Source organism: Vreelandella mediterranea, assembly GCF_970647075.1.
This window is the reverse complement of record NZ_OZ310198.1, coordinates 2,646,663-2,666,830: the sequence shown is the minus strand read 5'-3', so window position 1 is coordinate 2,666,830 and position 20,168 is coordinate 2,646,663. Positions and strand designations below refer to the sequence as shown.

Here is a 20,168-nt window from a genome sequence, read left to right as displayed (position 1 = left end):
CGGGCCATAAAATGGCCTAACCGAACAAACTAACACACCTGATTCGCCGCGCAAATACGTTTCGCTGGGAAAAATACAGCAAATTACGCTATAATGTTCGGCTTGTTGAGTTTAATCGATTCAGCGCCCCAGGTGTTTCATTCTTCTTCGTCGAGATAGGGTTTCTATGGCTGGAAATGCGCAGCAGCAGTCGCGTCTGAAGGAGTTGATCGCGCGCGGCAAGGAACAGGGCTACCTGACCTATGCCGAGGTCAACGACCATCTACCCGAGGATATCGCCGACCCGGATCAAGTGGAAGACATCATTGGCATGATCAACGACATGGGTATCAATGTCGTTGAAGAAGCGCCGGATGAAGACACTTTGATGATGTCGGATCACTCCACGGACGAGTCCGCTGCGGAAGAGGCCGTTGCGGCCCTTGCCGCCGTGGAAAGCGACGTAGGTCGCACGACCGACCCGGTGCGCATGTACATGCGCGAGATGGGTACGGTCGAGCTTCTGACCCGCGAAGGCGAAATCGAAATCGCCAAACGGATCGAAGAGGGCACGCGGGAAGTGATGTCGTCACTTGCCTATTTGCCGGGCGCGGTGACCTCCATCCTCGACGCCTACGACGCGACCCAGGACGAGGAAGCGCCAGGGCGACTGTCGGATCTCTTCTCCGGCTTCATCGACCCGGACGAAGGTATTCCAGGCGTTGCCGAAGCCGAAGTGGTCGAGCCCGAAGTCGACCCTGAACCTGGCGATGACGCCGAGATTGACGGCGACGGTGAGGACGAGGACGACGATAGCACCGCCAGCGAAGGCGGCCCAGACCCGGAAGAAGCGCGTGCGCGCTTCGAGCAGATCCGTGAGCAAAACGCCGCTGTGGACACCGCGTTCAAAAAGCATGGCCGCGGCAGTGCCGAGCTCAAGGCCGAGCAGGCGCGTCTGGCCGAGCTGTTCTCGCCGATCAAGCTCGTGCCCAAGCACTTCGAGCGCCTGGTGGGTCAGGTGCGTATCAGCGTCGAGCAGGTGCGTGCCCAGGAAAAGGCCATCATGCAGCTTTGCGTGAAAAAGGCCAAGGTGCCGCGCAAGCTGTTCATCAAGTCCTTCCCCGGTTTTGAATCGAACAAGGGCTGGCTGGATAAATTCCAGGAAGAGCAGCCGAAGTACGCCGATCGTTTGGAGCCGCTGCGCGCTGATATCGCCCGCTGCCAGCGCAAGATCGCCTTTGAAGAGGACATGGTCCAGCTGATCGTGTCGGATCTTAAAGAGGTCAACCGCAAGCTCTCGATCGGTGAGGCCAAGGCGCGCCGGGCCAAAAAAGAGATGGTCGAGGCGAACCTTCGTCTGGTGATCTCGATCGCCAAGAAGTACACCAACCGTGGCCTTCAGTTCCTGGATCTCATTCAGGAAGGCAATATCGGTTTGATGAAAGCGGTCGACAAGTTCGAATACCGCCGCGGTTACAAGTTCTCGACCTACGCCACCTGGTGGATTCGTCAGGCGATTACGCGTTCGATCGCCGACCAGGCGCGCACCATCCGTATTCCGGTGCACATGATCGAGACGATCAACAAGCTCAACCGCGTATCGCGTCAGATGCTTCAGGAAATGGGCCGCGAGCCCACGCCGGAAGAGCTTGGCGAGCGCCTCGAGATGCCGGAAGACAAGGTACGCAAGGTCCTGAAGATCGCCAAGGAGCCGATCTCCATGGAGACGCCCATCGGTGACGACGACGACTCGCACCTGGGCGACTTCATCGAAGACGGTACCATGCTGCTGCCGATCGACCTGGCCACCGGCGAAGGCTTGATCGAAGCCACGCGCAACGTGCTCGGCGGCTTGACCGCCCGGGAAGCCAAGGTGCTGCGCATGCGTTTCGGGATCGACATGAACACCGACCACACTCTCGAGGAAGTGGGCAAGCAGTTCGATGTCACCCGCGAGCGTATCCGCCAGATCGAAGCCAAAGCGCTTCGCAAGCTGCGCCACCCCAGCCGCTCGGAGCCGCTACGCTCGTTTCTTGATGAGTAGTGAAGCGTGAATGGTAAGTGGTAAGTGGTAAGTGGTGAGTAGTAAGTGGTAAGTCTTGGAAAGCAAAAGCCCGCCGTTCTTTGAACGGCGGGCTTTTTCGTGCAGCGGGCTTTTTATAGCGTGTAGTAAGTGGCGGCCCCCGGGCCGACCGGTAGTCCAAAGACGAACACCCAGATGAAGAACAGGATACTCCAACCCACCAGCATGAACAGGGTATAGGGCAGCATCAGCGCGACCAGGGTGCCGATTCCCATGTCCTTACGATAACGCGAGGCGACGGCCAGGATCAGACCGAAGTAGCTCATCATCGGCGTGATCAGGTTGGTGGTGGAATCGCCGATCCGGTAGGCGGCCTGGATGACTTCCGGAGCGTAGCCCATCAGCATCAGCATGGGCACGAAGATCGGCGCGGTCACCGCCCACTGGGCCGAAGCGCTGCCCAGCGACAGGTTGACGAAGGCGCACATCAAAATGAACAGCGCGAAAAGTCCCGGACCGCTCAGGCCTAACGAGTCCAGAAGGCTCGCGCCGGCGACCGCCGTCACCGTACCGAAGTTGCTCCAGTTGAAGAGGGCGACGAACTGCGCGGCGAAAAACACCAGTACGATATAGAGCCCGAGGCTGCTCATGCTCTTGGCCATGGCGTTCACTACGTCGCGGTCGGTGTGCATGGTGCCCGCCATACGCCCGTAGACAAAACCGAGCAGGGTGAACGATACCGCCACGATCACCACGATACCGCTCAAAAAGGGCGAGCCACCAATCGCGCCGGTTTCCTGATTACGCAGCACACCGCTTTCCGGTACCACCAGCGCAAGGAGCACGGCGACAATGGCGAGTAGGGCCAGGCCGGTCCCCTTGAGCGCGCGCTTTTCACTCGCTTCCAGCCCTGCCATTTGCTGGTCGTCGATATCGCTTTCGGCATAGGCCTGGTCGAACTTGCCAAGCTTGGGCTCGACGATGTACTCGGTCACCAGGCCCCCGATGATGGTCACGAAGAAGGTGCTCACGAACATGAAAAACCAGTTGGCCTCGGCGCCCACGATATAGGCCGGGTCGAGAAGCCGCGCCGCTTCCTGGGTAATGCCGGAGAGCAGCGGGTCGACGGTGCCGATCAGAAGGTTCGCGCTATAGCCGCCGGACACCCCGCAAAACGCCGCGGCCAGGCCCGCCAAGGGGTGGCGACCCAGGGAGTGAAAGATCATCGCGGCCAGCGGAATCAGCACCACGTAGCCGAGTTCGGCGGCCATGTTGGACAGTATGCCGGCAAACACGACGGCGTAGGTGACCAAACGCGGTGAGCGATTGAGCACCAGCGCGCGCATGGCGGCGGATAAAAGCCCCGAGTGCTCCGCCACGCCTACGCCGAGCATGGCGACCAGCACGGTGCCAAGCGGTGCGAACCCCGTGAAGTTGGTGACCACTTCGGTGATCAGGCGGCGAAGCCCGTCGGCGTTCAAGAGCGAATTGACCGTAATCCATTCGCCTTCGTTGGCGGGGCGCGGGTCGGCCACCGATACGTCTAAAGCGCCGGCAATGCCGCTGGCCACGACCACGAGAACACACAAAATGGCGAATAGCGTCACCGGGTGGGGCAGCAGGTTGCCCAGCCACTCGACGCTATCCAGAAAGCGCGTGAACGCGCTGCGCTTGGATGCCTTTTCGGCGCTGTTGGGGTTTTCCATGAGAGGAATGTATCCGGTTGATTATTGGGAAGGTTTAAAAAGTGTTAAACGAAAACACTACGGTCATGCCAAAACCTTCGCAAATGGCTTTACGCATAGCGGTATATAAAAAATGAAACGCCGCCTCGAGGGCGGCATTAAAAAGCGGGCGGCAGGACGTATCAGGGCAGGGATTTGGTCGCCTGGCGGGCAAGGTAGACGCGCCGGGCCATCAGCAGAAGCTCGAGGGTGGCGAACAGGATCAGGCTATAGCCAAGAAGCTCGACGACCTCTTCCGCGGCGTCCTTGAAGGTGCGCTCGTAGCTTTCGCCAAGCACTGCTTCCCAGAAAATGCTCCGCCCGTACAGGCGCGAAAAGACGTAGGTCGTCAGTACTCCGCCGGCGAAAAGGCCGAAAGCGAAGGTGTTGCTGTAGTAGCGGAACTCGTCCAAAAACTGTTGGCGCTTGATGACCACCCAGGCAATCGAAGGAATCACGATCAGCGCGACCAAAATTTTCCAGGTATTGCGGGCGATGTACTCGTCCAGAAAATAGTCCTGCTCGCGGACCAGCGAGGAGGCAATAAAGGCGAACAGCAGTAGCGTGACCGTGGGCCATACTTTTAACACCTGGCGCACATAAATCAGCATGAGGCAGCAGGTCGCCAGCACCGCAGTTTGGGTCAGCTCGGTAAAGCCGTTTTCGCTAAAGCGAAGCACGGGCATATAGAGCGCTTCCAGGTAGGCGCCCTGGGCGATTGCACCGATGAACAAAACATAAAGCGTTGCACGCATGAGAGTCGTTTTAAAATTGATGGGCCAGTTGGGTGGGGGGAGTGACATTGAGCTTCCTTACAAGACATAGCGTCGGCTATAAACATTCATTGATGAATGTTCATTATATCGTCACTTCGTCGTGCTCGCACGCTGATAATGCCGTCAAGGCGCTCCATGGGCGCTTTTGTCACCCGGTTGTCACTTTTTAACCTGGCGCCGCGCGTGGGGGTAGCTTTTTTTCGATATGCACCGCGAGATAGTCGACCAACTGGCGAATCTTGGGTGAAAGATGGCGGTGGCGGGGGTAGACCGCCCAAACGGCGGTATCGTGGTGTTGAAACGGCTCCAGTACCGCGATTAGCTCGCCACTTTCAAGGTAAGGCGCCACATAGTAGTCGGGGAGCTGGGCAAGGCCGAGCCCTTTCAGGGCGGCGTCCAGTAGCGCAGGTCCGGAGTTTCCGCTCCAGCGCCCCTCCAGGCGAACCTCGCGACGCTGGCCGTTGACCTCGAAAAGCCAGTAGGGGCGCGAGCCCAAAAGGCAGGGGTGCTGGCTGAGTTCGCTCAGCGTGTGGGGAACGGGGGCCTGGCGAAAGTAGCTGGACGCGCCGACGATATATTCGCGGCGCTCGCAAAGACGCTTGGCGATCAGTGAGGAATCCTTCAATACGCCCATGCGGATCGCGATATCGAAACCTTCGTCGATCAGCTCCACTTCGCGATTGGTGAAGTGCATGTGCACTTCGAGCTCCGGGTGCTGGCACTGAAAGTCGTTGACTAGCGGCGCCACGAAGCGCTCGCCGAAGGTGGTCGCGCAGGTCAGTTTTAAAAGGCCCTTGGGCTTGGCCTGAAGCTCGCTAATGGCCTGCTCGGCATCGCGCAGACCATCGAACAGATGACGGCAGTGCTCGACGTAGAGTGAGCCGGCCTCGGTGAGGCGGATTTGACGCGTGGTGCGATAAAGAAGCTGCACGCCGAGCTGATTTTCCAGCTGGCTGACGAGACGGCTGGTATGCGAAGTAGACACTTTTAGATGACGAGCGGCGGCAGAAAACGTCCCTAGCCGTACGACTTCGACAAACGCTTCGATACGGTCCCAACGCTGCATGATGCTCCTCGAAGCCCATTGTTGCTGTCCAGCAATAATGTTGTGAGTATATCCCTATTTATCCTTGGCGCCTAGCTGACTACACTGACCCACATCGAGTAAGGTCTTTGCTCTTTGTCCCAGGAGATATGGTATGAAATCACGCGCTGCTGTAGCGCTTGAAGCGGGTAAGCCGCTCGAGCTAGTCGAGATCGATGTAGAAGGCCCCAAGGCCGGTGAAGTGCTGGTCAAGATGGAAGCCACCAGCGTTTGTCATACCGATGCCTATACGCTGTCGGGCAAGGACCCGGAAGGTAACTTCCCTGCGGTACTGGGCCACGAAGGCGCCGGTATCGTCCAGGAAGTAGGCGAGGGCGTGACCAGCCTGAAACCCGGCGATCACGTCATTCCGCTTTATACCGCCGAGTGCGGCAAGTGTAAGTTCTGTCTTTCCGGCAAGACCAACCTTTGCAGCAGCGTACGCGCGACTCAAGGGAAGGGCGTCATGCCCGACGGAACCTCGCGTTTCTCACTGGACGGCCAGATGCTGCATCACTATATGGGCACGTCTACCTTCAGTGAGTACACCGTCGTACCGGAAGTGTCGCTGGCCGTGGTCTCCAAAGAGGCGCCCATGGACAAGATCTGCCTGTTGGGGTGCGGTGTGACCACCGGTATCGGCGCGGTGCTCAATACCGCCAAGGTTCAGCCCGGCGACACCGTCGCGATCTTCGGTTTGGGCGCGATCGGCCTGGCGGCGATTCAGGGCGCGGTAATGGCCAAGGCGGGCCGTATCATCGCCATCGACGTCAACGAAGACAAGTTCGAGCTGGCCAAGCAGTTCGGCGCCACCGACTTCGTCAACCCGAAGAAGTACTCGGACCCGATCCAGCAGGTCATCGTGGACATGACCGACGGCGGCGTGGACTACTCCTTCGAGTGTATCGGCAACGTCAACGTCATGCGCTCGGCGCTCGAGTGCTGCCACAAGGGCTGGGGCGAGTCGATCATCATCGGCGTGGCCGGCGCCGGCGAAGAGATCTCCACGCGGCCTTTCCAGCTGGTGACCGGCCGGGTCTGGAAAGGCTCTGCGTTCGGTGGCGTCAAGGGGCGCAGTGAGCTTCCGGGCTACGTGGAAAGCTACATGAACGGTGAGATCAATATCGACGATTTCATCACCCACGACATGCCGTTCGAGAAGATCAACGAAGCGTTCGACCTGCTTCACAAGGGCGAAAGCATTCGCACCGTTCTGCACTTCTAACGTGTCGTCAGGTGGCCGCGTGCTAACGCTATCGTCACAAGCGTGACCAAACGCGGTGGGCTATCCCGCCGCGTTTTCATCTTTAGGAGCTTACTCATGAGCATGAGCGAAACTCTGGAGCTCGTCTCCGCCAACCGCAGCTTCGGCGGCTGGCACAAGCGCTACCGCCACTACTCGCGGGCGCTGGACTGCAACATGGTCTTTGCCGTTTACCTGCCACCCCAGGCTGAAAACGAGCGCGTACCGCTGGTCTGGTGGCTTTCCGGGCTTACCTGCAACGACGAAAATTTCATGCAAAAAGCCGGCGCTCACCGCGTGGCCGCCGAGCTTGGCATCGCCATCGTATGCCCCGATACCAGCCCGCGGGAAACCGACCTGCCCGGCGAGCACGAAAGTTTCGATCTGGGCTCCGGGGCCGGCTTCTACGTCAACGCCACCCAGCCACCCTGGAAGAGCCACTACCGCATGTACGACTACGTGGTCGAAGAGCTCCCTTCCGTGGTGCGCCAGCACTTCCCGGTGAATGGGCGGGAGTCGATCAGCGGACACTCCATGGGCGGACACGGCGCGCTCATTCTGGCGCTGCGCCATCCTGGGCGGTTTAGCTCGGTATCCGCGTTCTCCCCGGTCGTGAATCCGATGAACTGCCCCTGGGGCCAGAAAGCCTTTAGCGCCTACCTGGGCGAGGACGAGTCCCGCTGGCGCCAGTACGATGCCTGCGAGCTGGTCGCCAACGGCGCCTCGCGTCAGCGTCTGTTCATCGACCAGGGCGACGCCGACCAGTTTTTGGAAGAGCAGCTCAAGCCCGAGCGTTTAGAGGCCGTGTGCGAAGAGCACGACCATCCACTAACGCTGCGTCGCCAGCCAGGGTACGATCACAGCTACTTCTTTATCGCCTCGTTCATCGAGGAGCATCTGCGTTATCATGCGCAGCACCTCATGAAACCCTAAGGATGTCGTAATGCTCAATCGTGCGCTGCGCCGCTATTTGCGTCTTCTATGGCGCGTTGTATGGCGTGGCGCACTCGCCTTCGTGCTGCTATCCGTAGCGCTGGTGCTGCTCTTTAGCGTGGTGCCGCCGCCGGGGTCGATGATCATGGCCGAGCGCAAGGTGCAGAGCATTATCAACCGCGAGCCGATCACCATTACCCGTCAATGGCGAAGCTTCGAGGATCTTTCGAGCAACGCCAAGCTCGCCGTGATCGCGGCGGAAGATCAGCGTTTTCCCCAGCACCGCGGCTTCGATCTGGTCGAGCTCAAACGCGCCTGGCAGGCGCGCCAGGACGGATCCCGGCTACGTGGGGCCAGCACCTTGAGCCTGCAAACCGCCAAGAATGTCTTTCTGTGGAGCGGGCGCAGCTGGCTGCGTAAAGGGCTCGAGGCCTGGTTTACGCTATTGATCGAAACTTTTTGGAGTAAAACGCGCATTCTCGAGGTGTACCTGAACGTGGCCGAGTGGGATACCGGCGTATTTGGCCTGGAGGCCGCGGCGGATCACTACTTCGGCGCCTCGGGGAGTGCCATGACCGAACGTCAGGCCAGCTTGCTGGCCGCGATCCTGCCCGACCCACGTAACCGCAGCGCTTCGCGCCCGGACGGCCAGGTCGAGCGGCGCAGCCAGTGGATCCGCCAGCAAATGCGCAACCTGGGCGGCGTGGGCTACCTGGAGCGGCTTTAAGCTTTCTCGGTAGGCTTCACCGGCACGCCCGTCGCCGCAACGCTTTGCCCTCTCATCTTTTAAAACGTCAGATTGAATATGTCAGGCGCTCGCCACAAAAGCGGGCCATTGGCGCTTGAAAGCAGCGCCGACGTTGAAACGACACGGCCTATAAGCCGCTTTGTTACATTTATTAACAATCTGTTGCGTATAATTTCACTAAAAGTTGAACCTGTGGAAGCATGTCGCGTCTGAATCACCACATACATAATGCGCAAAGAGGTTTCTTATCATGCAACGTTTGACTGCTTTGTTTTCAGCTGCACTGCTTGCAACCGGCCTGATGGCAGGTACCGCCAACGCCCAGCAAGCGCAAGACCCGGCGCAAGACCCGATGGCCACCCAGCAAGCGCCGGCTCAGGACTTCTCTGATCAGCAGCTACAGCAGTTCGCCGATGCTTCTCAAGAAATCGCCGTGATCTCTCAAGAGTACACACAGCGTCTGCAGGAAGCAGAAGACGAGTCCGCACAGCAGGAAGTACGCGCTGAAGCCAACGACCGTATGCTCGAAATCGTCGAGGACAGCGGTTTGGATGTCGATACCTTCAACGCGATCGGCCAATCCATTCAGCAGGATCCGGAAATGATGCAGCGCGTGCAAGAAATGGCTAGCGAGTCGTAACTGGCAATATGCCTGGTGTGGCGGGCGTATAGCAATCAGTAGCGCTTAAACGCTCGCCTGCCGCTGCATTACTCGAAAGCCCGATGCTTTGCATCGGGCTTTTTTGTGCGCGCTGCTTTACCGAGTGCTTGAATACCGCCAAACTTGCTCCACTGAAGTGAGCGTTGCACTCAAGGAGTCGCTATGGATGTGGAATTGTGGGAAATACGCCAGCACATGGGACAGTTCCCTCCCTTCGATGGACTGTCGGATGAGCTGCTGGACGCGATTGCCGAATGCGTAGAAGTTCGCTATTACAAAACCGGTAGCGAAGTGCTAACGCTCAACGAAGTGCTCGATGAGCTTTGCTATATCCGAAGCGGGGCGGTCGAAGTGTACCGCCGCCGGGGCGAGCTCTATAACCGGCTGGGCGAAGGCGATATTTTTGGCCATTTCAGCCTGTTGAGAAATCATCGCGTGCGCTTTCCCGCCACGGCGATCGAAGATACGCTCATGTACTTCATTCCCAAGCATATCTTTCAGCGCCTGTGTGAAGAGGACGAGGACTTCGCCGACTTCGTCGAACTCGAGCGCCCCAGACTCGAAAGCGCCGCCCAGCAGCAGCAAAAGTCCAACGACATGATGGTCACGCGGATTCGCAAACTGGTGTCGCGCTATCCGGTCATGGTGGAGTCCACCATCAGCGTGCAGCAGGCGGCGGTTCAGGTCAGCCAAGCCCAGGCCTCGGCCGTACTGGTCATCGACGAAGGCAGTGAGAACCCGCGCTACAGTTTCAAGGATAGCGAAGGCAAGACCTGGCAGATGTGCGGTATTTTGACCGACAGTGACTTTCGTAACCGGGTCGTCGCGAAGGGCCTTTCGCCGCAGACGCCGATAGGCGAGGTCGTGTCGGATAAGCTCATTACGGTCCAGTCCGACGCCTCCATCTATGAAGCCATGCTCATCATGCTGCGAAGCAATGTGCACCATTTGCCGGTACTCTACCGCCAGCGCCCGGTGGGCGTGGTGCATCTCTCCGACATCATCCGCTACGAAACCCACAGCGGGCTTTACCTGGTGAGCAACATCTTCAACCAGTCGAGCGTTCAGGGCCTGGCCCGCTTGGCGTCGGATGTTCGCGCCTCGTTCGTGCGTATGCTGCAGGAGGGCGCCAACTCGGTGATGGTGGGAAGTGCGCTCTCGACGATCGGGCGCAGCTTCTCCCGGCGGCTTTTGGAATTGGCCGAAGAAGAGCTGGGGCCGCCGCCGGTGCCGTACTGCTTCATGGTCAACGGCTCCATGGCGCGTAACGAGCAAGGCATCGTGACCGACCAGGATAACGCGCTGGTACTTTCGGACCGCTTTGACCCCGCCCAGCACGACGACTACTTCAAGGCGCTGGCCACCTTCGTCAGCGACGGCCTCGACGCCTGCGGCTATACCTACTGCAAGGGCGATATCATGGCCACCAACGAGCAGTGGCGCCAGCCCTTGCACGTTTGGAAAAATTATTTCGAGGAGTGGATCGCCAACCCCACGCCGGAGAAACTGCTACATAGCTCGATCTTTTTCGATCTGGACAGCATTTACGGCGAGGACCACTACGTGGAAACCTTGCAAGACCTGATTGCCCAAAGAGCGCCAGAGGCCCCGCGGTTTTTGGCCGCGATGGCACGCAATGCCCTCAATCGCACGCCACCGCTCGGGTTTTTCCGCACGTTCGTGATGGAAAAAGATGGCAAGCACAACAACTCGATCAATCTAAAGCGCCGCGGCACCGCGCCCATGGTGGATCTGATACGCGTTCACGCCCTGGCGTGTGGCTCCAAGGCCCAAAATAGCTTCCAGCGCTTGAACGACATCGACAATACGCAGCTACTTGCCTCCGGGGTGAGCGACAAGCTCAGCTATGCATTCGAATTTTTGTGCATATCGCGGCTTCGTCACCAAATGATCGACCTTCAGGAAGAGCGTGAACCGGATAACAACATCGAGCCGGAAAACGTCGACGATAGCGAGCGTCACACGCTCAAGGACGCGTTTCAGATGTTGAGCAACGCGCAGAAATTCCTGAAGTTCCGCTACCCCATGCCGACCCAGCGCTAGAGGCTACATTATGAAAGGAATAAGGCCGCGCCAGCGCATCAATCACGCCGACTGGGCCGGGTATATGGCCAAGCGCGTTAGCCAGGCTCAGGACCCGGCCCTCAAGGCCTTTTTCGATACCGCGTTGCCAGGCCCCGATACGCCCATCTCAGACGTACCCATGGTCGCGCTGGATATGGAAACGACCGGATTGGATGAGCGCCGCCACGCCATCGTCAGCATCGGCTTGATCCACTTCACGCTCGACCGTATCACGCTCTCGTCGCGGCGTTATTGGCTGGTCAAACCCTCGAGGCCGCTTAACGGGGAGTCGGTGGCCTATCACCACATCACACACTCGGAAATCAGCCACGCCCCGGATCTGGACGAGATTTTGGGCGAGCTTTTGGACGAGCTGGCCGGTCGGCTGGTCGTGGTGCACTTTCGCAATATCGAGCGGCCGTTTCTGGATGCGGCGGTGAAGTCGCGCCGCAAAGAGGGCGTACTGTTTCCCATGATCGATACCATGTCGCTGGAGGCGCGCCTTCATCGTCAAACGCTGTGGTCGCGGTTTCGCCGCTGGCTGGGTAGGCCGCCGGTCTCGATTCGCCTCGATGCCAGCCGTCAGCGTTACGGTTTGCCCACCTATCAGGGCCACCATGCGCTGGTCGACGCTCTGGCCACCGCTGAGCTCTTTCAGGCTCAGGTAGCGCACCGTTACTCGCCGGATACGCCGCTCAAGAACTTCTGGTGCTAGCCGCCGCCATTTGTTGAGCGCAAAAAAACGGGCAGCCCTAAGGCTGCCCGTTTTCATTTTGCCGCGATAAAGCGTTTGGCTAAACCGCTTTGGGTTCGCTCATCAAGCCCTTGATGATGGCATAGCACGCCACCAGAAGAATAATGGCAAACGGGAAGCCGGTCGACACCGCCATGGTTTGGAGAGCCGTCAATCCACCGCCCAGCAGTAGCGCAATGGCAATGGCGCCTTCAATGATGGCCCAGAAAACGCGCTGGGAGGTGGGGGCATCCACTTTGCCGCCCGCTGTGATGGAGTCCACCACCAGGGAGCCCGAATCGGACGAGGTCACAAAGAAGATGATGACCAACAAAATGGCGACGAAGGACGTGATTTGTGCCAGTGGGAGTTGTTCCAGCATGACGAACAGCTGAAGATCGACCCCCGCATCGCGCACGGCGCCAATACCTTGGCTTACAACCTGGTCGATCGCTGTGCCTCCAAAGGTGGTCATCCAGAGGACAGATACCAGCGACGGTATGATCAACACGGAAATCAGGAATTCCCGTACCGTACGGCCCCGCGATACACGAGCGATGAACATGCCGACGTACGGGGACCAGGAGATCCACCATGCCCAATAGAAGGTGGTCCAGCCCTGGCTAAAGTTGGCATCTTCGCGGCCAAAGGGCGTTGAAAGTGCGGTGAAGTTAGTGGCGTAGCTCCACAGGTTTTCAAAAAAGCCCGACATGATGAACAGGGTAGGGCCAACGGCAATCACGAAGAACAGCAGCAACGCCGCCATGATGATGTTGATCTTGGAAAGCAGCTGCATGCCTTTGTCGACACCGGCCGCGAGGGACGCGATGGCCAGCATCGTGATGCCGATAATCAACAAGATCATCGTAATGTCGCCTTCCGGCGCGCCAAACAGATAGGTCAGGCCCGCGGCCGCCTGGCTAGCCCCTAGCCCGAGCGACGTTGCCAAACCGAAAAGCGAAGCAAACACGGCAAGAATATCGATCAAATGGCCGGGCCATCCCCAAACGCGCTCGCCCAAAATGGGGTAGAACACCGAGCGCATCGAAAGCGGTAATCCCTTGTTGTACGAAAACAGGGCCAGCGACAGTGCCACGATGGCGTAAATCGCCCAGGGGTGCAGGCCCCAGTGATAGATAGTGGCGGCCATGGCCAGTGACGTAGCACCCGCAGCGTCACCCACGGCGCCCCCCAGCGGCGCCCCACTAGAACCCTCAAACGAGGTTCCGAAGTGGGTGATGGGCTCATTGACAGCGAAGAACATCAAGCCAATGCCCATGCCCGCGGCAAACAGCATCGAAAACCAACCCATATAGGTGTAGTCGGGTTTCGCGTTGGTGCCACCCAGACGTATTTTACCCAGCGGGGAGAAAATCAAGCCAATACATAAAATAACGAAGATATTGGCAGCAGTGATAAAGAACCAGGACAGTTTGCCTGTTAAAAAGTCAAAAATGGCATCGTATATCGGCGAAATCGTATCTTGCAGCGACAAGGTCAATACCACGAATAGCAATATGACGATCGCTGAAATGCTGAATACCTTGCCGTGCAGGTCAAGGTTAAGACCCATTTTATTGGTCGTAAAGTTGTCCTGGCCGACGACGTAGTCGGTATCGATCAGGTTCGCTGCTCCTTCGGGCGCAGGAATCCCCTCCGACCCGGGTTCCTCCGGGGCATCATTTGGTTCTTGCTTATCCACGGGTACCTCTCCGTTCTGGTTAGAAATACGCCTTTGGGCGCTGTGTCATTCTTGCTGCGCCATATCTTAACAAGAATTGTATCCATGAGTCGTGATGATTGTTGTTTGTAAAATAATGGATGCGGAAAAGCGCCAACCGTCCAATGGCTGATACGGGGGCTACTAAGCCGGTCATCTCGCCCTATACGCTACACATACAAAACGGGCGGCCCCAGGGCCGCCCGTTTCGTGTTGCTGCGCTTGACGCGTTTGGTTTACACCGCCTTGGGTTCGCTCATCAGGCCCTTGATGATCGCATAGCTTGCGACCAACAGGATGATGGTGAACGGGAAGCCGGTCGAGACCGCCATGGTCTGCAGTGCGGTCAAGCCGCCGCCGAGAAGCAGCGCAATGGCGATGGCCCCTTCGATGATGGCCCAGAATACACGCTGCGGTTTGGGAGCATCCACTTTACCGCCAGCGGTGATCGAGTCGATGACCAGTGAGCCCGAGTCCGAGGAGGTCACGAAGAAGACGATGACCAGCACGATACCGATGAAGGAGGTGATCTGCGAAAACGGCAGCTGCTCGAGCATCAAGAAGAGCTGGAGGTCGCCGTCGCCTTCCCGTACGGCTTCGATGCCCTGGCTGATGAACTGGTCGATGGCGGTGCCACCGAAAGCGGTCATCCAGAGGACCGATACCACGGTGGGCACGATCAATACCGAGATCAGGAACTCGCGTACTGTACGTCCGCGGGATACCCGGGCGATGAACATACCGACGTAGGGCGACCAGGAGATCCACCAGGCCCAGTAGAACGCTGTCCAGCCTTGCGTAAAGCCGGTGTCATCGCGTCCGAAGGGGTTGGCGAGCGCAGGCAGGTTGACCACGTAGTGGAACATGTTTTCGAAGAAGCCCGTGGCGATGATCATTGTCGGGCCGACACCGATCACGAAGAAGAGCAGCGCCGCCGCCAGGGCGATGTTGATCTTGGAGAGCAGTTGTACACCTTTGTCGACGCCGGCAATGATCGAGCAGATGGCGATCATCGTGATGCCAACGATCAACAGGATCATCGTAATGTCGCTTTCCGGGGCGTTGAATAGATAGGAGAGGCCAGCGGCTGCCTGGGTGGCGCCCAGCCCCAACGAGGTGGCAAGACCGAAGAGCGTCGCGAATACCGCCAGGATATCGATGACGTGGCCCGGCCAGCCCCAAACACGCTCACCCAGAATTGGGTAGAACACCGAGCGCATCGAGAGCGGAAGCCCCTTGTTGAACGAAAAAAGCGCCAGCGAGAGCGCAACGATCGCATAAATTGCCCAAGGGTGTAGGCCCCAGTGGTAAATAGTGGCCGCCATGGCGAGCGCCGTCGAGGTGCCCTCATCGCCCTGGGCACCCATCAAAGGAGCGCCGGAGCCCCCTTCCATAGCGGTACCGAAGTGGGTCAACGGCTCGCTGACGCCAAAGAACATTAGCCCGATACCCATACCCGCAGCAAAGAGCATGGAGAACCAGCCCATATAGGTAAAGTCCGGCTTGGCGTCGGCTCCGCCAAGGCGAATTTTGCCTAGAGGGGAGACAATCAGCCCAAGGCAGAGAATCACGAAGAGGTTGGCGGCAAGGATGAAGAACCACGCCAGGTTACCGGTCAAAAAGCTAAATATAGCGTTATAAAACGGCTCGATCGTGTCCTGAAGGGCGAGGGTTATAACCACGAACAGCAGGATAATCACCGCCGAGATACTAAATACCTTGCCGTGAAGGTCGAGGCTGAACCCCATCTTGTTGGTGGTGATATTGTCCTGACCGATGACATAATCCGTATCGATAAGATTCGCTGGCCCATCCGGTGAAGGAATCCCCTCGCCGACCGGCTCATCCTGAGATTCATTGGGTTTTTCATTTTCCACTGGATTTTTCTCCATGTTGAACCGAAGTCGTTGCTTTACCAACCTTTTATAAACGCGGCCGGTGCATCGCAATACACCGGCCGACCGATCACGGCTTGGGTTTACGAATCAAGCCACTGCTCGACCACATCCTGGTTCTCTTCGACCCATTGTTTGGCGGTTTCGTAAGGGTCGCTGCCGTCTTCCTGGTTCATCAGCATGACCTCGCCCATCTGCTCCGGCGTCCACTCGAAAGCGTCGAGAATGGCGTAAGCTTCGGGCATTTCGTCTTCGAAACCGTTGCGCACCACGGTGTGGATCTGTTCGGCACCGCCGAAGACGCCTTCCGGGTCGTCCAGATATTTGAGATCCCAGCGCGCGAACATCCAGTGCGGGGTCCAACTGGTGACGACGATATCTTCTTCGTTATTGATCGCATTGCTGAGCGCGGCGACCATGGTGGCGTCACTGCCGCTACGCAGGTTGAGCTCAAGGTCATAGGTATCGACGACTTCCTCGGCCAGGCCCATCAGGCCAGCACCTGGGTCAATACCGATGATCTCGTTGTCGAAAAGGGCTGCGTTATCGTTTAGCGCGTCGATGGAGTCCACATCGGTGTACTCGGGGACGACCAGGCCGAGCTTGGTGCCGTCCAGGTTGGGGCCGAGGTCTTCTACGTCGCCGTCGATGCGCTCCATGTATTCGGCGTGGGTGGTCGGCAGCCAGGCCGCCACGATGGCATCGGCATCGCCAGTAGACAGCGCCTGGAACATGGCCGCCGCGGACAGAGAGGTCATGTTCACCTCGAAGCCTGCCTGTTCGAGCACCGCGGCGATCACGTTGGTGGAGGCTACTTCCGAGGACCACTCGACGTAGGCGAGATTGATCGTACCCTGCTCCTGGGCCTGGGCAAGACTGCCCGTCATCAGGGTGCTACCGGCAACCACACCAAGGGTGGCGAGACGAATCGAACGATTGATGCGTGTTTTCATGTTGTTTCCCTTATTGATGAATGACGCTTTTATAAGAGGTCAACGCCTCTACTTGATGAGAGCCAAAACGTACTGGAACGCGTCCCGTTTTGGCCTCTCAAGCCTGGTGGCTTATACGCCGGGCTTCAACTTTCAAGCCCGGCAATAAGCCGAATGTTCTACTGCTGACGCGTTTTGCGAAGCGATTGAGTCAAACGGTCAAGCAGCATGGCCAGAATGACGACGGCAATACCGGCTTCGAAGCCGTCGCCTGGGCGAAGGCGCTGGATGGCGCGCCATACTTCGCTACCCAGGCCGTCGGCGCCGATCATCGCCGCAATGACCACCATCGAGAGCGCCAGCATGATGGTCTGGTTTATACCGGCCATGACCGTGGGCAGCGAAAGCGGCAGTTGCACTTTGAAAAGCTTCTGAGCGCGGGTCGCGCCGTAGGCATCGGCGGCTTCGATCAGATCCGTCGGGACCTGGCGAATCCCCAGGGTCGTGAAACGAATGGCCGGCGGCATGGAGAATATGACGGTGGCAAAAATGGCCGATACCGCCCCAATGCCGAAAAACGGGATCGCCGGAATCAGATAGACGAACGCGGGCATGGTCTGCATGAAATCCAGAATCGGCATGATGACGCGATAAAGCCGGTCCGAGAGCGCTGCCAGAATGCCGATCGGTAGCGCAATCACCACCGCCACCAGGGTAGCGATCACCACCAGCGTCAGCGTCTCGATCATCGGGTTCCAAAGGCCCAGATTCCAGATAAGTGCCAGACCCGCTATCGCGCCAATGGCCAGCCGTGTGCTTGCCAGCCGCCAGCAGAGCAGGGCGATAAGCGCCATCAATGCCCACTCGGGTAGCCACATCAGGCTGTCATTCAGGCTATTGATACCGGTTTGAGTAAAGCGGGAAATAGCCCGCGTAACGACCGAGTACTCGCTGGTCAGCCATCTCAGCGCAGTCTCGATCCAGTTACCCAAGGGAATGCGTGGAATATCCATTACTGCTCTCCTGCTCGTGCCAGTTCATCGAGTACCGCGCCTTTAACGACCACCCCGAGCAGCCGCTTTTGTTCATCGACCACGGCAATCGGGAAGCTCTTTTCGCTAAACATGGCGAACAGGTGCTGCAGGGGCTCCTCGGGGGGGACCTGACGGAAATCCTGGGTAAGATACCCGGCGAGCGAGTCGGCGCCGGCCTCTATTGCTTTGCTCGCGGCGTCCGCCGTTAAAAGCCCGTGCAAGCGGCGGTCGCGATCGGTCATGTAGATAGAGTCGAGGCTGTAATCGCGCATACGGCGCAGCGCAGTGCGTGGGCCGTCGGTGTCCCGGGCGCTGGTGCGCACCGGGCGCATGGCGCTTTCGGCGGTCAATATACGCGAGCGATCCACGCCTTCTATAAAGCGGCGCACGTAGTCATCCGCCGGTTTGGTCAGAATTTCTTCGGGGGTGCCGATCTGAACGACTTCACCATCTTTCAATAGCACGATGCGATCGCCAATGCTTAGCGCCTCGTCCAGGTCGTGGGTGATGAAGACGGTGGTTTTTTGCATGCGGGTCTGCAGTTGAAGAAGCTCTTGCTGCATGTCCTTGCGAATCAAGGGGTCCAGTGCGGAGAAGGCTTCGTCCATGAGCAGCACACTGGCATCGTTGGCAAGCGCTCGGGCAAGGCCCACGCGCTGCTGCATGCCACCGGAGAGCTGGTTGGGGTAGGCGTCCTCCCAACCTCCCAGCCCCACCTGCTGGAGGGAGCTATGGGCAAGCTCCCGACGCTTGGCCTTGTCGATACCGCGAATCTCGAGACCGAATTCGGCGTTTTGCTGAACCGTTCGATGAGGAAAGAGCGCGAAGTTCTGAAAGACCATCGAAAAGTGGCGCCGGCGGCACTCCAGCAGCGCTTTCTCGCCTAGCGAAGGGATGTCTTCGTCGTCGATGACGATTTCACCTTCGGTGGTTTCGATAAGCCGGTTCAAACAGCGGATAAGCGTTGACTTACCCGAACCTGAAAGCCCCATGATGACCAGGAGCTCGCCTTCATGGACATCAAAAGAAATATTGGAAAGGCCCAGCGTTTGACCGGTTTTCTCGAGAATCTCGGGGCGCTTAAGGCCCTGATCGCGAAGCTCGAGTGCTTTCTTTGGTTGTTTCCCGAATACCTTGCTTAAATTCCGAACCCGAATTTTAACAGGACGTGTTTCATCCATTGACCGTGCCTTTTATTGAAGTGACTTGTCGTTGGGCATCCTTGTGGCGCGAGCACCACAGCAACCATTGATCCTGCTGCCCCCAAGAGATCATAAAAGCAAATTAACCATTACTCTTTGATTTATTAAATTTTATTATACATAAACGATGCCGGTGTGTCACAACGCTCAAACTACACGGTTAACTAACGCTACATGTGTCATTTTGATCCCACCTCAATCAGGATAGATGAAACCTGGAATACGTGGATTATTTTTTTAAGTTATTGTTTTTTAAGTTGGTAATTTTTTATATGGTGACTTTGGCACGCAATGTGTAACAGTTTTACCAAACACTATTTTCGTAGTTTCAAATGCTCTACCCAGCCTTCGCGACTCGTTGGCTGGATTCGATAAAGTAGTTGAAGCAATCGATGAATTAACGGAGACAGGTCTTATGGATAAGCAAGCGAAACCGTTCAAGCGCAAGTCGCTCATCGCACTCGGCATGTTGGCTACGGTAAGCTCGCTAGCGCTTGCTGGCTGCGGCAACGATGAAGAAGAAGTGCCGCCGACTCAGCAGCCCGAGACCATGCAGCAAAACGATGGCGTCACGAATGAGCCGGGTACCATGAACGACGACCCCGCCATGAACGACGATCCGGCTATGGGTAACGACCCGGCCATGAACGACCCGGCGGCCAATGACCCGACGACGACGGACCCGGGCCTTGATAACAATGCCGCCACGTCGCAAGAGCCGATGCCCGGTGATGAGACCGAGCCCATGAACGATCAAGACCCCGAAGAGAACCCGGGCTTTGGTGAAGGTACCGACCCCATGCCGGGTGACGAAACCAACGACGACGAACAACTGAACCAGTAAGTTTTTACCGCTCCCTACGGTGGTGATCCGGCACGGCTGTCTGTTCCCTGCGGCTGTCATATGCGGTTCATCACCATTACCCCCGCCCCCCGCGGGGGTTTTTTTGGTTACTACCCTGGTGAATGCGTCTAAAAGCCGATTGACCGAAAACCGCTGCCCGGCTAGGCGTTTAGCGCGCTAATCGAGCTGGTAAAAAACGGGCGCTAGCGCTACGTTTAATAAGCCCCGTTCGGGACTACCGATTCAAGGATTGCCTTAAGGTCAAGGAGAAGGACATGGCGACAAAACGTAATAATCGCTTTACGGCACTTTTGTTGAGCGCTTTGCTAGCGCTGGGTGCACTTGGGCTGGCGGGCTGTGGTGACAATGACGCGCCCAACCCGGAGGCAGAACCGGAAGAAGAGCAGCCCATGGGGACCGGGCCCATGTCCAACGATGACGCAGGTGAAACACCCAGCGACGACGTTTAAAATCTCGGGCGTTAAGCCCTGATAGGCAAAGCAAAAGGGCCAGGCAGTTACACTGCCTGGCCCTTTGCCGTCGAGATTGCCG

General features: G+C 57.9%; 17 protein-coding genes. 9 read left to right on the top strand and 8 right to left on the bottom strand.

Features of this window, described 5'->3' with window-relative positions; all coding sequences use genetic code 11:
- Positions 1 to 166 precede the first annotated feature (166 nt).
- On the top strand, positions 167 to 2,023 hold the full coding sequence (gene rpoD, locus ACWFVE_RS12245) for an RNA polymerase sigma factor RpoD (RefSeq protein ID WP_447529548.1): 1,857 nt from the start codon (positions 167 to 169) through the stop codon (positions 2,021 to 2,023).
- Positions 2,024 to 2,136: 113 nt separating this feature from the next.
- On the opposite strand, the gene ACWFVE_RS12240 is transcribed toward rpoD, so the two are convergent.
- From ACWFVE_RS12240 to ACWFVE_RS12230, 3 genes are all read right to left on the bottom strand, one after another.
- Positions 2,137 to 3,708, bottom strand: coding sequence for an AbgT family transporter (locus ACWFVE_RS12240; RefSeq protein ID WP_447529547.1), 1,572 nt, complete (start codon positions 3,706 to 3,708; stop codon positions 2,137 to 2,139).
- A 161-nt stretch (positions 3,709 to 3,869) separates the two neighbouring features.
- Positions 3,870 to 4,529 (bottom strand): hypothetical protein, encoded by a 660-nt coding sequence (locus ACWFVE_RS12235; protein ID WP_447529546.1) that lies wholly within the window; start codon positions 4,527 to 4,529, stop codon positions 3,870 to 3,872.
- A 139-nt stretch (positions 4,530 to 4,668) separates the two neighbouring features.
- On the bottom strand, positions 4,669 to 5,568 hold the full coding sequence (locus tag ACWFVE_RS12230; protein WP_447529545.1) for a LysR family transcriptional regulator: 900 nt from the start codon (positions 5,566 to 5,568) through the stop codon (positions 4,669 to 4,671).
- 133 nt (positions 5,569 to 5,701) lie between these two features.
- Between ACWFVE_RS12230 and ACWFVE_RS12225 the strand changes: the two genes are divergently transcribed.
- The 6 genes from ACWFVE_RS12225 (at position 5,702) to ACWFVE_RS12200 (ending at position 11,971) form a co-directional block, all read left to right on the top strand.
- Positions 5,702 to 6,811 (top strand): S-(hydroxymethyl)glutathione dehydrogenase/class III alcohol dehydrogenase, encoded by a 1,110-nt coding sequence (locus tag ACWFVE_RS12225; protein WP_447529544.1) that lies wholly within the window; start codon positions 5,702 to 5,704, stop codon positions 6,809 to 6,811.
- 96 nt (positions 6,812 to 6,907) lie between these two features.
- The gene (gene fghA, locus ACWFVE_RS12220; RefSeq protein ID WP_447529543.1) at positions 6,908 to 7,762 is read left to right on the top strand and encodes an S-formylglutathione hydrolase; all 855 of its coding nucleotides are present in this window, start codon (positions 6,908 to 6,910) and stop codon (positions 7,760 to 7,762) included.
- Positions 7,763 to 7,772: 10 nt separating this feature from the next.
- The gene (mtgA, locus tag ACWFVE_RS12215) at positions 7,773 to 8,489 is read left to right on the top strand and encodes a monofunctional biosynthetic peptidoglycan transglycosylase (RefSeq protein WP_447529542.1); all 717 of its coding nucleotides are present in this window, start codon (positions 7,773 to 7,775) and stop codon (positions 8,487 to 8,489) included.
- A gap of 271 nt (positions 8,490 to 8,760) precedes the next feature.
- The gene (locus ACWFVE_RS12210) at positions 8,761 to 9,150 is read left to right on the top strand and encodes a DUF4168 domain-containing protein (protein ID WP_447529541.1); all 390 of its coding nucleotides are present in this window, start codon (positions 8,761 to 8,763) and stop codon (positions 9,148 to 9,150) included.
- A 183-nt stretch (positions 9,151 to 9,333) separates the two neighbouring features.
- The gene (locus ACWFVE_RS12205; protein ID WP_447529540.1) at positions 9,334 to 11,235 is read left to right on the top strand and encodes a DUF294 nucleotidyltransferase-like domain-containing protein; all 1,902 of its coding nucleotides are present in this window, start codon (positions 9,334 to 9,336) and stop codon (positions 11,233 to 11,235) included.
- 10 nt (positions 11,236 to 11,245) lie between these two features.
- Entirely contained in the window at positions 11,246 to 11,971 is a 726-nt protein-coding gene (locus ACWFVE_RS12200; RefSeq protein ID WP_447529539.1) for a 3'-5' exonuclease, read from the top strand.
- Between the two features lie 79 nt (positions 11,972 to 12,050).
- On the opposite strand, the gene ACWFVE_RS12195 is transcribed toward ACWFVE_RS12200, so the two are convergent.
- The 5 genes from ACWFVE_RS12195 to ACWFVE_RS12175 form a co-directional block, all read right to left on the bottom strand.
- Positions 12,051 to 13,691, bottom strand: a complete 1,641-nt coding sequence (locus tag ACWFVE_RS12195; RefSeq protein ID WP_447529538.1) for a BCCT family transporter — start codon at positions 13,689 to 13,691, stop codon at positions 12,051 to 12,053.
- A 254-nt stretch (positions 13,692 to 13,945) separates the two neighbouring features.
- Positions 13,946 to 15,601 (bottom strand): BCCT family transporter, encoded by a 1,656-nt coding sequence (locus tag ACWFVE_RS12190; protein WP_447529537.1) that lies wholly within the window; start codon positions 15,599 to 15,601, stop codon positions 13,946 to 13,948.
- Positions 15,602 to 15,687: 86 nt separating this feature from the next.
- Positions 15,688 to 16,557, bottom strand: coding sequence for a glycine betaine ABC transporter substrate-binding protein (locus tag ACWFVE_RS12185; RefSeq protein WP_447529536.1), 870 nt, complete (start codon positions 16,555 to 16,557; stop codon positions 15,688 to 15,690).
- Between the two features lie 158 nt (positions 16,558 to 16,715).
- Positions 16,716 to 17,549, bottom strand: coding sequence for an ABC transporter permease (locus ACWFVE_RS12180; RefSeq protein ID WP_447529535.1), 834 nt, complete (start codon positions 17,547 to 17,549; stop codon positions 16,716 to 16,718).
- Positions 17,549 to 18,751, bottom strand: coding sequence for a quaternary amine ABC transporter ATP-binding protein (locus ACWFVE_RS12175; RefSeq protein ID WP_447529534.1), 1,203 nt, complete (start codon positions 18,749 to 18,751; stop codon positions 17,549 to 17,551). Before ACWFVE_RS12175 ends, ACWFVE_RS12180 begins: the two co-directional genes overlap by 1 nt.
- 436 nt (positions 18,752 to 19,187) lie before the next feature.
- Here ACWFVE_RS12175 and ACWFVE_RS12170 point away from each other — a divergent pair, with 436 nt between their 5' ends.
- Together ACWFVE_RS12170 and ACWFVE_RS12165 are read left to right on the top strand one after the other, a co-directional pair.
- Positions 19,188 to 19,616: a hypothetical protein gene (locus tag ACWFVE_RS12170; RefSeq protein WP_447529533.1), complete on the top strand. Its 429-nt coding sequence runs from the start codon at positions 19,188 to 19,190 to the stop codon at positions 19,614 to 19,616.
- A 275-nt stretch (positions 19,617 to 19,891) separates the two neighbouring features.
- Entirely contained in the window at positions 19,892 to 20,086 is a 195-nt protein-coding gene (locus ACWFVE_RS12165; RefSeq protein WP_447529532.1) for a hypothetical protein, read from the top strand.
- Positions 20,087 to 20,168 lie beyond the last annotated feature (82 nt).